General features: G+C 69.8%; 15 protein-coding genes. 12 read left to right on the top strand and 3 right to left on the bottom strand.

Going from position 1 to position 12,724, the window contains the following annotated elements; all coding sequences use genetic code 11:
* Positions 1–5 precede the first annotated feature (5 nt).
* Both BAY61_RS32505 and BAY61_RS32500 read left to right on the top strand, forming a co-directional pair.
* A complete protein-coding gene (locus BAY61_RS32505; RefSeq protein WP_143021488.1) occupies positions 6–611 on the top strand; it encodes an HNH endonuclease in 606 nt (201 codons plus the stop codon).
* A gap of 138 nt (positions 612–749) precedes the next feature.
* Positions 750–1,016 (top strand): hypothetical protein, encoded by a 267-nt coding sequence (locus tag BAY61_RS32500; RefSeq protein WP_091810668.1) that lies wholly within the window; start codon positions 750–752, stop codon positions 1,014–1,016.
* Here BAY61_RS32500 and BAY61_RS32495 read toward each other — a convergent pair.
* A complete protein-coding gene (locus tag BAY61_RS32495) occupies positions 1,000–1,539 on the bottom strand; it encodes a GntR family transcriptional regulator (RefSeq protein ID WP_091810669.1) in 540 nt (179 codons plus the stop codon). The genes BAY61_RS32500 and BAY61_RS32495 overlap by 17 nt on opposite strands.
* Before the next feature lie 157 nt (positions 1,540–1,696).
* On the opposite strand from BAY61_RS32495, the gene BAY61_RS33300 reads away from it, so the two are divergent.
* The 6 genes from BAY61_RS33300 (at position 1,697) to BAY61_RS32465 (ending at position 6,872) form a co-directional block, all read left to right on the top strand.
* Positions 1,697–2,563: a hypothetical protein gene (locus BAY61_RS33300; protein WP_176879928.1), complete on the top strand. Its 867-nt coding sequence runs from the start codon at positions 1,697–1,699 to the stop codon at positions 2,561–2,563.
* Positions 2,560–3,171, top strand: coding sequence for an AAA family ATPase (locus tag BAY61_RS33295; RefSeq protein WP_170140320.1), 612 nt, complete (start codon positions 2,560–2,562; stop codon positions 3,169–3,171). Before BAY61_RS33300 ends, BAY61_RS33295 begins: the two co-directional genes overlap by 4 nt.
* 1,148 nt (positions 3,172–4,319) lie before the next feature.
* Positions 4,320–4,700 (top strand): ASCH domain-containing protein, encoded by a 381-nt coding sequence (locus BAY61_RS33290; RefSeq protein ID WP_176879935.1) that lies wholly within the window; start codon positions 4,320–4,322, stop codon positions 4,698–4,700.
* A gap of 90 nt (positions 4,701–4,790) precedes the next feature.
* The gene (locus BAY61_RS32475) at positions 4,791–5,150 is read left to right on the top strand and encodes a hypothetical protein (protein WP_091810672.1); all 360 of its coding nucleotides are present in this window, start codon (positions 4,791–4,793) and stop codon (positions 5,148–5,150) included.
* 88 nt (positions 5,151–5,238) lie between these two features.
* Positions 5,239–5,847, top strand: coding sequence for an LNS2 domain-containing protein (locus BAY61_RS32470; protein WP_091810673.1), 609 nt, complete (start codon positions 5,239–5,241; stop codon positions 5,845–5,847).
* The gene (locus tag BAY61_RS32465) at positions 5,847–6,872 is read left to right on the top strand and encodes an alpha/beta fold hydrolase (protein ID WP_091810674.1); all 1,026 of its coding nucleotides are present in this window, start codon (positions 5,847–5,849) and stop codon (positions 6,870–6,872) included. The genes BAY61_RS32470 and BAY61_RS32465 overlap by 1 nt, the downstream gene beginning before the upstream one ends.
* On the opposite strand, the gene BAY61_RS32460 is transcribed toward BAY61_RS32465, so the two are convergent.
* Positions 6,873–7,385 (bottom strand): DUF6247 family protein, encoded by a 513-nt coding sequence (locus tag BAY61_RS32460; RefSeq protein WP_091810675.1) that lies wholly within the window; start codon positions 7,383–7,385, stop codon positions 6,873–6,875.
* 106 nt (positions 7,386–7,491) lie between these two features.
* Here BAY61_RS32460 and BAY61_RS32455 point away from each other — a divergent pair, with 106 nt between their 5' ends.
* On the top strand, positions 7,492–7,791 hold the full coding sequence (locus tag BAY61_RS32455; RefSeq protein WP_091810676.1) for a hypothetical protein: 300 nt from the start codon (positions 7,492–7,494) through the stop codon (positions 7,789–7,791).
* Between the two features lie 690 nt (positions 7,792–8,481).
* Positions 8,482–9,576: a hypothetical protein gene (locus tag BAY61_RS32450; protein ID WP_091810677.1), complete on the top strand. Its 1,095-nt coding sequence runs from the start codon at positions 8,482–8,484 to the stop codon at positions 9,574–9,576.
* 362 nt (positions 9,577–9,938) lie between these two features.
* Here BAY61_RS32450 and BAY61_RS32445 read toward each other — a convergent pair whose 3' ends face one another.
* Entirely contained in the window at positions 9,939–10,292 is a 354-nt protein-coding gene (locus BAY61_RS32445) for a BTB/POZ domain-containing protein (RefSeq protein WP_170140319.1), read from the bottom strand.
* 378 nt (positions 10,293–10,670) lie between these two features.
* On the opposite strand from BAY61_RS32445, the gene BAY61_RS32440 reads away from it, so the two are divergent.
* A complete protein-coding gene (locus BAY61_RS32440) occupies positions 10,671–11,174 on the top strand; it encodes a plasmid mobilization protein (protein ID WP_425439994.1) in 504 nt (167 codons plus the stop codon).
* Positions 11,171–12,721 (top strand): relaxase/mobilization nuclease domain-containing protein, encoded by a 1,551-nt coding sequence (locus BAY61_RS32435; protein ID WP_091810680.1) that lies wholly within the window; start codon positions 11,171–11,173, stop codon positions 12,719–12,721. The genes BAY61_RS32440 and BAY61_RS32435 overlap by 4 nt, the downstream gene beginning before the upstream one ends.
* Positions 12,722–12,724 lie beyond the last annotated feature (3 nt).

Below are 12,724 nucleotides of genomic sequence, written 5' to 3'. Positions count from 1 at the left end.
GGTTCTTGTCGGTCCCACCAGGCATCATCAACGATGCGGACACCCAGGTGAGGGGACCGGACATGGACATCACGCAGATCCCGCCCTACGCCACGCCCTCGTCCTGGGCCCGATTCCTGCGCAAGGCCGTGGTCACCGCGAACCACACCATCTGGATCGGAGCGCTGGCCGACGACGGCTACGGCCGCTTCCACGGTCCCAACTACGGCGACGGTGATCTTCCTGCCGACCGGCGCGGGGAAACCGTCCGCGTCTCCCGCTGGCTCTGGTGGGCCCGGCACGGCCCGCTGCCCGCGCGCACCGTGGTCATGCACACCTGCGACCTGCCCATCTGCACCAAGCTGGAGCACCTACGACCGGGCACCCAACGCGAAAACCTCGCCATGGCCGCCGGCCGCGACCGGCTCGCGCACGTCGCGCCCGGCGGCTCCCGCATCGACCGCGCCGACAGGCGCGGCCAAGCCGGCCAGTCCCGCGCCATCAGGTCCGCGGTCTGCGCGGCACTCGCGGCCGGGATCGACGACCCGCACGAGCTCGCGCGCATCGTCGACGAGGTCATCGCCCTCGGCAACAGCTACGCCGACCAGCTCAGCCTGTTCGACATCGCCTGAATCCGGCCGCCTCCCGGCGGCGCCGCTGCTACAGTGGGGCCATACCCGCCCGGCCCCTCGTGGGCCGGGTTTACTTTATTCGCCGGGCGTTCCAAGCCGCCTCACCGACTGCCGGGCTCGGGTGTCACCCTGGAACCCGTGACGACATCCGGCGACGGGCCCCGCGTCCCCGGCCCCGGCCCCGGCCCCGGGGACGAGGCGAGCGAGACCGGGGCCGTGCTGGACGAGGTGGCTGCGGCGTTCGCCGGGGCACGGGTGGCGATGGACAACCTCCGCCGCACCTGGGACACCGGTCTGGCCGAAACCCTGCGGCAGCTGGACCAGATATGCGAGCGCACCGATCAGCTGGTCGCGCAGGTCACCGGCAACCTCGACCTGCTCCGGCGCGTCACGAACCGTCGCTGACCGGCTTGCGCGCCCTCGGCCACAGGTCCATGTTCTTACGCTCCAGGTCGGCCTCGGCGGCGAAGTCGAAGGAGGCCAGTTCGGTGATCAAGCTCCGGGTCTCCTCGAGCGACGCGTTCGCCAGGTCGAACACGACGCGCATCTGCGAGTCGTCGGAGTCGGACTTCATCTCCTCCATGAGTTCCTTCAGCACGATGCGTCTGGTTTGCAGCGTGTGAATGCGGTCGAGGATTTCCTTGATCCGCTGGTTGGTGGCGAGGGGATCGAGGCCGGTGGCGTCCGGGTTCGCCTCGTCGCGGACATAGACGCCGCTTCCGCTGCGCGTCACGACGCGGCCCTGGGAGCGCAGCACCGAGATCGCTCGCTGAATGGTCATGTTGGCCAAGCCAAACCGCTGCCGCAGGTCTGCCTGGGACGGAAGGCGATCCCCCGGCTTGAGTTCGCCGGTGGTGATCGCCTCGACGAGCACGCGAGCGAGCTGCCGATACGGCGGGTTCGGATCGTTCGGATCAAGGTCACGCATCGCCCTAGCCTAGCTGACCTAGCTGTCGTGATTGGGGGTTGCGGGAGCTGTCAGCGTGTCTTTCACCCGACTGTCCCACTGGGCTTTTTCTGGGCATCCGTGGTTGAATCAGGTCATGCCCAGAAAAAGCCCAGTCGAGTCAGACGTGGTCGCGGGAGTGCAGGGGCTGCTCAAGCGCGGGTTGCCGGTGACCCCGGCCGGCGCGGACGCGGCGCTGCTGGACCTGCGCGGTGTCGTCGCGCGAGCGGTCGATCCCGCTGATGAGGCGAGCCGGACGGCGGCCCTGGACGGCACGCTGAGGGGTTTGCTGGCCCGGTTCGACGATGCCCGTTACGCGCCGGCGGCGCGGGCGTTGTTCGGGCTGCCGCCGGCCGAGCCGGGGCAGAACCTGACAGTCCGCCGGGAGCTCGCGGCCAAGGCGGCGGGGCACGAGGTCCATCACTTCCGCAAGCGGGTCGAGCCGAAGCTGATCGAGAAGGTCGCCTGGGAGCTGCTGGCCGACGCGGACCGGTTCACCCGCTCGGCGCTGATCGCGCCGCGGCTGGCCCCGGTCACGACGCGGCAGCCCGTCTCGGCGGACCCGTTCGCTTGGGAGGTCGCCGAACACGAGGAGCAGCTGAGCCGGTTGTGGTCGGCGCTCTACGCCGCCCGCGCCGAACTCCTCGCGGTCGAGCGGCTGATCAGCCTGGAGGCCGACCGGATGGACATCATCCAGACCGCGGTGACTGCGGCCTGGCGCTGGGCCGCCGCCCGCGCCGAAGCGATCAGCTACACCACCGCCTTCGCCCCCGACGGCGATGCCTCGCCGGACGAGCTGGTCGCGCTGGCCGGCTGGACCCCGGCCCTGACCGCGCCGCAGGCGTCCCGGCTGACCGAGGCGGCCGCGGGCGGCGCCAGCCGCGAGCAGTTCGTCGCCGCGCTACACGGCGAAACCGGGCTGGGCAACACCTGGACCGAAGGGTTCTTCGCCCGCCCCGCAGCCCCCGACAGCAGCATCGAGCAGGAGAACGGATCAGCGTCGTGACCAGCACACCCACCAACCCCGCCCTGACCGCCGCCCTCGAGGCCGCGGCCTCCGGCGACCCGCGTCGCTACGTGATCACCGGCGGCCCCTCCTCGGGCAAGGACGACCTGATCGCGGCGATCCACGCCGCCGGGATTCCTTGCATGGCTGAGGAACCGGGCCGGGAGATCTACCGCAAGCACCGCGAACGGCTGGGCCGGCACCTGCTGCGCGAGGACCGGCGCGAGTATTCGCTGGAGGTGCTGGAGGCGTTCGTCGCCGAATACACCGCCCACAAGCACGGGATCAGGTTCTACAACCGCGGCATCCCCGACGGCTACGGCTGGGACGCGTTCTTCGGGCTGCGCCCCACCGCCGAACTGGAGGAAGCGACCCGGCTTTATCGCTACGACGCGGTCTTCGTGCTCGACCCGCTGGACACCTTCGAGGACCCCGACGACATCGTCTGGGCCAAGGACCGCGAGATCCGCCGGGTTCACGAGCTGATCGTGCAGGGCTACTTCGACGCCGGCTACCAGCCGGTGTTCGTCGCCCCCGACGCCGCCGCGGCGCGGCTGGACTTCATCTGCTCCAACCTGCGCCTGCCCAAACCCAGCCGAGCAGCCTGACAACCGTTGCCCGCCAACGCAACACACAAAAGGGGAGTGTGATCTCGTTGTCCCGCAACGGAAAAGCAGACACCGCCCAGCTGCTGCTCTCGCCGAACAGCGTGCTGGCCAACGCGCTGCTGCGCTCGATCGACATCCTGCGCCCCCGCGTCCTCGCGGCCCGGCCGGCGCGGATCGAGTTCGTGGTCGGCACCCAGATCAACGGCGCCCCGCACCTCGGGACGAACCTGGTCCAGACCGCGGCGTTCCTGCTGGCCAAGATCGCGCGCCGGGAGTTCTCCATCGACACCGTCGTGCGGTTCGGCGCCCTCGATAACGCGCCCTACGACGTCGTGCTCGACCCGGAAACCCACCACGCCTACCAGCAGACCTACTACCACGCGCTGGGCAAGGACAAGATCGGCGAGCTGATCGAGGGCTACTACCGGGGATTCTTCGACTCGCTGTCGGAGGCGACCGATACCGATTACGCGGTGGAGACCTACACCGACCAGCAGGCCAGCCCCGGCTTCCGCGCGGAGTTCCTGCGCACCCTCGAACGCCTGGAGGACATCCGCTGGTGGATGGCGCCCAGCCACGGCGTCGTCCACGTCCGGATTCCCTGTCCCGAGTGCGGCTGGGCGGAGAAACGCGCCGACCGCACCAAGCTCGCCCACCTCGACGAGGACGGCGCCACCTTCACCGCCGCCTGCTTCGACCACGGCCGCTACGAGGCGCACATCGACCCCGAAGACGATGCGCCCTACCTGGACCTGGCCACGCTCTATCGGAACCTGGTCAAGGAACGCGCGCTCGGCCGCGATGAGCGCACGCTGCACGTGATGATGAAGGGAGGCGACTGGACCTTCGGCTGCCAGCTCGTCGACGGCGCCCACGGCGCCCTGGACACCCCGCCGGCGCGAATGCCGTCACGGATCTTCACACCCCAGGTCCTCGCCCCGACCGGAGCGAAGCTGTCGAAGTCGCTGCTGCGCGAACACGGCCGCGACGCCCTCCCCGCCGACGTCGAGCCCTGGATGCTCGACACCACCGCCTGGCCCGGCGACGTCGACAACTACGTCGACGCGCTGGTCTGGCTGGTCGGGGAACTGCTCACCGACCCCAAGCACTTCTTCCGCTCGTTCACCGTCAAGGAACTAGGCAGACTCATGACCACCCGCCCCACCGAACCCCTGGTCCGCGCCCACGAAATGGGCATCTACAAGCGCTACTTCGACCTCATCGCCGCCGGCCGCAAGACCACCGAGATCCGGGTCAACGACTCCAGCCGCAAAAAGATCAAGGAAGGCTCGCTGATCCGGTTCCGCTGCCAGGGCGACGACGTCCTCACCCGCGTCACCCGCATCGCCCGCTACAGCGACTTCGACGAGATGTTCGACCACGAGGAAGTCGCCTCGGTCAACCCGCTCGCCACCCGCGAGGACCAGCTCGCGAACATCCGCCAGATCTATCCGCCCGAGCGCGAAGCCCTCGGCGTCGTCGCCATCGGCATCGAACTCGTCGACCCGCCCCGCCCGATCAGCCAGTGACACCGCGTGATGAGCCCTGACCGTCGCGTCACACGCAGCTTGGCGGCGCGTCTCCCCGGCGGCCGCACCAGCGGGCCGGGGGAGGACACGGTGACCACGAACGTCGAGCCCAGCGCCGATCCGCTGGCGGTGCTCTACGGGCTACACACCCAGCTGCGCCTTCTGGTCTCCGCACTCACGGTCGCTCCCGGCACGCCCGAGGTCACCGCCATGCTCGCCGGTCTCGCGGACACCACCGGCCAAGCCACGGCGTTGCTCGCGGCCGCCGAGCCGGAGACCCTGACCGCGCTGCGACGCGCGTTCGGCTACGCGAAAGCCCGCCGCCACAACGAAACCGCCTCCGAACTGGTCGCCGCGCACGGCCGGCTCTCGGTCCTGCTCCGCCGCGACCAACCCCGCCGACCCGAGGCCGTCCGCGAGCCCACCCTGCGCTGGCGACTGGAACCGTGACGATCGTGGCCGCACAAACGTCAATACCGCAGTTCAGGACGGGTGTCGTTGAGGACCGCAGGCGTCGGGGGCTCGTACTGTCCCTGGCATGAGCGGAGAGGGCGTCGTGCTGTTCGACATCGACGGCGGGCTGGCGGACATGTCCGCGGTCACCGACGAACTCGGCCCCAAACCCTGGCGGCGGGACGTCTGGCAGCAGTTCTTCGCCCGCCTCGGCGAAGCCACCGTGTTCGACGCCGGCCGCGACCTGGTCGCCGCGACCGCCGCGCTCGGGTTCACCGTCATCTACTCCACGACCCGGCCCGACTTCACGATCCCGGCCACCCGATCCTGGCTGGCCGCAGCTGGGCTGCCGCCCGCGGCCGCGGTGTTCTCCCGCCCCAACAAGGCCGGCACCCAGGCCGCGCTGGAGGTCAAGCTGCAACATTGCTGGATCGTCGACCGCCGCCTCCGCGACGGCTACCTCGCCGCATTCGTCGACGACGAACCCGACATCGTCACCGAACTCCGCCGTCACGGCTACGCCGGCCGCCGCTTCGAGCGGCTGCACGGCTGCGACCCGGTCGACCTGCACGCCGCCCTGGTCTTCGGTCCCGGACGGCGAGAATTCACCGAACGCAAGCACCTGCGCGAAGCCCGCATCGCCCACCGCACCCCGTTCACCGCGCCGCTGGACCTGGCCTCGGCGGCCCGCTGATGGCGGCACGGCTCCTGCGGCGCGGCCGCACCCTGCTCGCCGCCGGCGCCGTCACGCTGGGCGCGGCCAGCGCCACCTATCAGCGGCTCGCCGAACGCCGGGACGCCCGCCGGTTCCCGCCCCCCGGCGAGCTGATCGACATCGGCGGCCGTCGGCTGCACGTGTTCCGGTCCGGCAGCAGCGAGCCGGCAGTGATCGTGCTGCCGTCGCTGAGCACCCCGGCCGACGAATGGGTCCGCGTCCAACGCGCCCTCGCCGACAGAAGCGACGCGACGCTCGTCCTGGTCGACCGCGGCGGCGTCGGCTGGAGCGACCCAGCGCCCTGGCCCCGCACGATCAGCGCGATGGCCGACGAAGTCGACGCCCTGATCACCGCGCTCGGCATCACCGACCCGGTGATCCTCGTCGGGCACTCCGTCGGCGGCCTGATCGCCCGGTTGTTCGCCGCCCGGCATCGGGAGCGGGTCGCGCGGCTGATCCTGGTCGACTCCAGCCACGAGGACCAATACCAGCGCCTGCACGAAGCCGACCCCAGCATCGGCGACGCCGAACTCTGGAAATATGCCGCCCGCTGGCGGCTGAGGGTTCTGGGCTGGCGACGTCTGCGGCTCGCCCTCGGCCTCCTGCCCGAGCTGCGGCAGGACGCGGAACGGGAAGTCCCCGCCGACCTCGTCGACGCGCACCTCGCGCGCTATCTCAGCGCCCGCAACCGGCGCGCAGTGGTCCAGGAATTCATCGGCCTGCTCCTCGGCCGGCAGCCCCTGCGCACCGAGGCCCGCGACCTCGGCGACCTGCCGATCACCGTGGTCACCGCCGGGCCGGTCGGCCGCGACGACTGGTATCCGCCCTGGCTCGAGCTTCAGGCCGAGTTCCTCGACATGTCGACCAACACCACCCAGATCTGGGCCCGGCACGCCGACCACCACATCAACCACGACGACCCCGAGCTGCTCGCCCAGATCATCCATGACGCCGCCCGGGAAACCAGCCGCGCCAGCACCGGCGACACGCCCGGCCTCGGCTGATCACGGACGTTCGGCTGCGATCTCGGCATCGTCGTCGAAGGACAGCTCGTCCAACGGCACCAAGACATACGGCTCAGATTCACCCATCGGCCGGCCCTGCGAGTCGGTGACCGGCTCGCCGACCTCGACCTGGCGACGAACTTGCTCCCGATGCGCCAGCACCCGCTGACGCTGTTCCTCGCTCAGCCGCGCCCACAAGCGCTCCTCGAACTCCCGCGACTGGCGATCCCGCTCGGGGTCAGGGTTGTCCCGGTTGCGCCACACCCGGACCGCTCGCGCCAGGACCTCGCGCCGCTTCTCCCGGCCGTCGCGTTCGGTCAGCTCGCCGATGCGTTGCCACGCCCGCAACACCGTCTCGACCCCGGTCAGGTCCAGCGTCTCGCCCGCCACATCCAGGGCCGCGCGGAACTGCCGCTCGAACCCGGCCCGCTCCTCCTCCAGCACCGCATCCCGAATCGCCCGCGGGGACAAGCCCGACAGAGCGAACGGCGGCTCGACCGCATCCTCGGTCATGACCTGGCAGCCTAGCTGCGACCACCGACATCCTCGCCGCGGAGCTGGACGTCGAACGGACTGCTGCCAGCAACGACGGGCGGCGCCACTAAGTGGTCAACGGTCAATGCAGAACCCCATCCACAACGTCTGCGACAACCCGATCTGCGTGCGCGCGCACCCCGACCCCGCGATCAGCCACATCTGGCCCTCGACCCAGGCCGACAACCTTCGCCGGATGGCCGCCAAGGGCCGCGGCGGTGGCCGCCAACGCTGGTGGATCAGGCCGTGGTCCGGCCTCGCCCGCCACGAACGCGCGGAACGTTCACGTGCTCTGGCCGCCGCGGTGCGCGACGGCTGGGACGAAGCCCGCGTCCGGGCCGTCCTGATGCAGATCGACCCCGCGCAGACCGCGTTATTCCCCTGACCCGTCCGCCGCCTGCCAGCTCCCGTCTCGGCGGGCGTGCCAGCGTGGCCGGTAAGAGCCAGAAACGGCGAAGGCGTGCCCGGCTGAAGCCAGGCACGCCTACTGTGCCGTGCGCAGTAGCCCGAAGGCTAACCGTCGCGAGCGACGATCCGGCAAAAGCTGCGCGGCACGGTGCGCCGGGGATTCGCTGGGCTCAGTAGAAACCCGAACCCGGCGCGAGCCCCAGTGTAACCACGTCGCCGGCCGCCGGGCTCGACGCGACCGGGCAGATCCACGGCGTGGCGGCCGCGCGTCACCAGCGCCCCCCTCGTGCCGGAAGGGTCTTATGCCACGTCAGGTGGGTCAAGGGCACCCAAAAAATTCTTCTCCGCAAGCTCCGAAGATTTTTCGGGGCCCACCCTTGACCCACCTGACGTGGCACAAGGAATGGCACGTACGAGGGGGACGGGAGGAAAAAGGGTATCAATCATTTAATGCAACAATTGCACTGGCAAGGGTTGCTCACCTATTTTGTGGGTAAAGCCACTGGTAGAGCGGTTGCGTAGAGTCGAAAAGTCGCCCAAATTGGAGGGAGAAAATAGCCGCCACGGGTTGAGAAATAGGCCCGCGATCCCCTAGACTAAGGACTGTAAGACAAACCGGGACGGCAAACCCGGTGATTCGCAAAAAATCAGTAGTGGGGAACAATTCATGTCGCAGACGACGACGATTTCTGATGCTCTTTTTCAGGTCGCGATCCTGGTCAAGGAGGGTGACAACCGCCGCGCCAAGCGCGAAATGCGGGAATTGCTGAACGTCGCCGACGGCGCATCGCTCGCCCTGATCGGCCGGTGCGCGTCCACCTTGGAGCAGTACCCGCACCGTATCGCCGTGGAAAAGCTGCGCAACGCATGGCGCCGCACCACCGACGAAACCCACCGCGCCCTGATCGCCGCGTGTGCGCCCGAGCAGGACAACGGCCAGTACCGCCCGCAGGCCGAGCCCGCCGCGCCGTCCCGCTACGGACGCGACAACTACCGCGCGCCGCGCAACAGCCGCCGCAGCTACGACCCGACCCGCCGCAAGGCCCAGCGCACCCAGCGACAAGCCCGCCAGGAAGCCGCCGCCGCCCGCTACTTCACCGAGCGCGCCGGAGTCGCCGAGGGGCAGCAGACCAAGGACCGCGACGAGCGCGCGCAGGATGCGCATGTCTACGCCTCCGGACTGGACTACGACAAGGCCGGAGTTCCCGACGTGCGCGGCCTGCCGTGCGTCGCGTGCTGGCTTGAGCGCGCCGCCGCCGACGTCGCCACCGACCGGGTACGCGCCGGGCACGGTGACGATGGTCTGTGCGGAGACTGCCGGGAGTCCGGCCGCCCCGGCATTACCGAGCTGCCCGCCGGTCACACCCGCGCGCAGGCAATCGAAGCCCGTTGCGCTTTCATCGCGGAGCGCGTCGGAACCAGCGCGCGCGGCATCCTGCGCCGCGAGTGGAAGCGCTACGCCGACCCGCGCGAGCGTGCCACCGTCGCCGCGTGGGTGCAGGCTCACTCGCTACCCGAGCCCGGAACGCCGAGGGCGCAGCCCGACGCCGAAGCCACACCGGCCACCCAGCCCGAAGAACGGCCCACCGTCGCGCCGGTGACGTCGATCGTTGGTGGAACGTGCGAGCAGTGCGGAGGCATTCGCCAGCTTCGGCGCGGATTGTGCCTGGACTGCCGCCAGCTCGACAACACGCCGGTTCTGTCTGCCGTATCCAGCGCGGCAACCGACGAGGAGGCGGAGCCCGCCCCGATCGCCGCGTAGGCGCGCCGGAGGTCTGGCCCCACTCGATACTCGCCAGCTTCCCTCCATGCTCAGCCGCCGTAACGAATAGCACCCCAACATCAAATGCCCCCGGTTTCTGCCGGGGGCATTTTCGTGTGTGCGGACGTTTTCCCACAGTGCCCACCCGCTGCGCCGCACCGGCCTCCAAGTACCAAAGCCAGCCTGCCGCCTCTATCTGCCCACGCGTCGAACATGTTCATGGGCAAGCCCTCAACGTTCGACGAAGTGTCAGTGCGTGCTCGCCCCATCCAACTTGGCGTTTCCGGTGCTGCCACTGATTGTAGGCAACGGTCATATTGGCGCGCTCCCGCCGACGTGAGCGCGCCATGCCCGCTCCCAGCTCACCCTGGCTGAACCGGCGGTGGCTCGGCGGCCGTCGGCTGGGCGCTGTCGCCATTGGTGGTGTCGGGGGCCGCTGGTCGGGAACTCTTGTGGTTGGTCTTGCCGCGCCTACGTTTGGCGGGTGCGGGTACTAAGCGCAGGGCACGCAGTTGCTTCTCGGACCACCCTTCCTTGAGCGCCGATGCGTGCATGGCCCGTGCGTGTTCCACGGCCGCGAGCGTGGCCTCGTGTGCGACCTTCTCCCGGTCTACGCACTTTTCCACGTCGGTGATCGCCTTGCGTAGCTCGCGCAGGATGGGCAGGTTCTGCCTGAGTACCGCGCGTACCTCTTGTTCAATGCTCTTGTCACTCATGATCATCAAGCTATCGGGCGAATGCGGTGGTGGGGAGGGGGCAGAGACAAACATCGGACCTGGTTCGGGTCCAGCCCGCCCCGATGGGCTCCCCAGTGTCGTCCCTGTGACGCGCCGATTCGATCCCAGCCCGACAGCCAGTCTCCCCGCCGTCGCTGCGACGCCTCAGCGGCGCACGCGCGTCAGCGCGTCCTCGTGACGTTCGGCGCACCGGTCTGTGTGAGCGTCGGCCGGTTGCGGAGCTGGAAGCGGAAGCTCGCTGGCGCTTGCTGCTGTGTCGTCGGCGTGCGCTCGTCGCCTCGCGCCCTTGATGAGCCGCTTTGGCGGAGCAAGATAGTCGATCAGGGGGTCTGATCGCGGTTTGGATCTTGCCGATCGGTGTCGGTCCGGGCCACACTGCGGTGGTCCGGTCGCTGCGCTGGGCTGGGGAAGGGGCAGGTCTGTTCCGCGTTTGCGGGTTCTGGGGAGGGTGCTGTGCGGCTGAGTCGCCAGGGTTCGGGGTTGCGTCGGCAGCGGGTTCCGGGGGGTCGTCCGCATGAGGTGACGGTGCGGTTGAGCGACGAGGAACTGGAGTTTGTGGAGATCGCGGCTGCGGCGGCGGGCTTGTCGAAGCCGTCGTTTCTGGTGGCGTCGGTGATGAGTACGCGCGAGGGCCAGGGGATGAGTGTGGCTCAGCGGGAGACGCTGGCGGCGGAGGTGTTGGGGGTGACGCGGGTGTTGCGGCGGGCTGCGGAGAACCTGAATCGGTTGACGAGGGTCGCGCAGGCGCAGGGGTCGGTTCCTGCTGAGGTGCCGATGGCGGTGCGGCGGCTGGTGGAGTATGTGGCCCGGTTTGATGGGGTTGCCGCGCGGCTTGATCCGCGCCGCGGTGGTGCCCGGTGATCGTGAAGCACGCGGCGCGGAAGCCGAATACGCGGGACCGGTTGGTGGGTTTGCTGGCGTATTTGGCCGGGCCGGGCCGGTTTGAGGAGCACACTGATCAGCGGATCGTGGCGGCGTGGAGTAGCGACGTCACCGATATCGAGATCCGTGAGCCGTCGGAGCAGATGGGGCTGGCGCACGAGATGGAGGCTCCTGCGCGGTTGCGGGAGATGCCGCCCCCGGCGGAGGGGTTCGTGTATCACGTGCCGATTTCGTTGCATCCGGACGATCCGCGCCTGTCGGATGAGCAGTGGGCCTATGTGGCGCGTAAGACGGTGGCCGCGCTGGGTTTCGAGGACTGCCGGTGGATTGCCGTGCACCACGGACTCGCGCGCAGCGCGGACGGGCCACGGGATCACATTCATCTGGTGGTACACCGCGCGCGGGAGAACGGGACGATCGCCTCGACGTGGAATGACCGCTACAAGATGGCGGCCGTGCGTGCCGAGTTGGAGGACGATCCGACGCTGGGCTTGGTGGTGAAGACGCAGCGCAAGGTTGCCGGCCGTGGCGGCTGGCAGCATGGGGAACGGGATCGCGCCGAGCGCGCCGGGCGTTCCGAGGTGGACCGGGACCGGTTGGAACGCTTGGTGCGTGCCTCGGTCGGCCCGGCGGAGTCGGAGGCGGACTGGGTTCGGTTGTTGCGGGGCCAGGGGGTGCTGGTGCGGCCTCGCTACGAGCGCGGCGGCCGGTCGGCTGTGGTGGGGTATTCGGTGGCGTTGCCACCCGAATCTGGGCAGACACCGGTGTGGTTCGGCGGCGGGAACCTTGCCCTCGATCTGACGCTGCCCGCGATCCGTAACCGGTGGGATGGGCATGATCCTGCGGATGCGCTGGGTGTCTGGTCGCGACGCGGGAGCGAGCGGCGAGCGGGGGTGCGCGGGAGTCGCGCCGAGTCGGTGTGGCCGCTGGCGCAGCAGCACTTGGCGGAGTTTGAGCGAGTGCTGGCGGTGACGCCGCTGTCGGATGTTCAGGCGTGGCGGGCGATCGCGCGGGAGACCGCGGAGGCGGTGGCGGGGTTGTCCACGCGCGCGCCGGCGCGGGAACAGGCGATGTTGGGACGGGCGGGGCTGTGGTTGTCCCGGGCGGCGGAGATGCCGCATGGACAGCGGCGCGGGGCCCCGAGTCCTGGTGCACCGGCGATGCGGGCGGCGTGTTCGGTAATGACCACGGCGGCGATCAGTGGCCGCGGTGGGATGGCGACGGTCGCGGTGTTGATCGAACAGTTGATGCGGTTCTCGGATGCGGTGGCGCGCGCGAACGCGGCGCGGGACGCGGCGGGGGCCGCGCGGATGGCGGCGGCGGCCGCGGCCGAACTCCGTGGCCTCGGCGCGAGCGTCGAGGCCGGTGCGGCGGGCCCGCACGGGGTTGGGCGGGCGGCGATCCTGGCCGCGCGCGGCTCGGCCGATCGCCCCGGCCGAGGGAACGCGGCCCCGGAGGCGGGGAACGCGGGACGGGTACCGAAGGTGCGGCGGGATCGGGCGGATCGGGATCAGCGCGACCGGTGAATG

The organism is Prauserella marina, assembly GCF_002240355.1.
Taxonomy (GTDB): Bacteria; Actinomycetota; Actinomycetes; order Mycobacteriales; family Pseudonocardiaceae; genus Prauserella_A; species Prauserella_A marina.
Note: the sequence above shows the minus strand (reverse complement) of the source record. Positions and strands in the feature narration are given on the sequence as shown.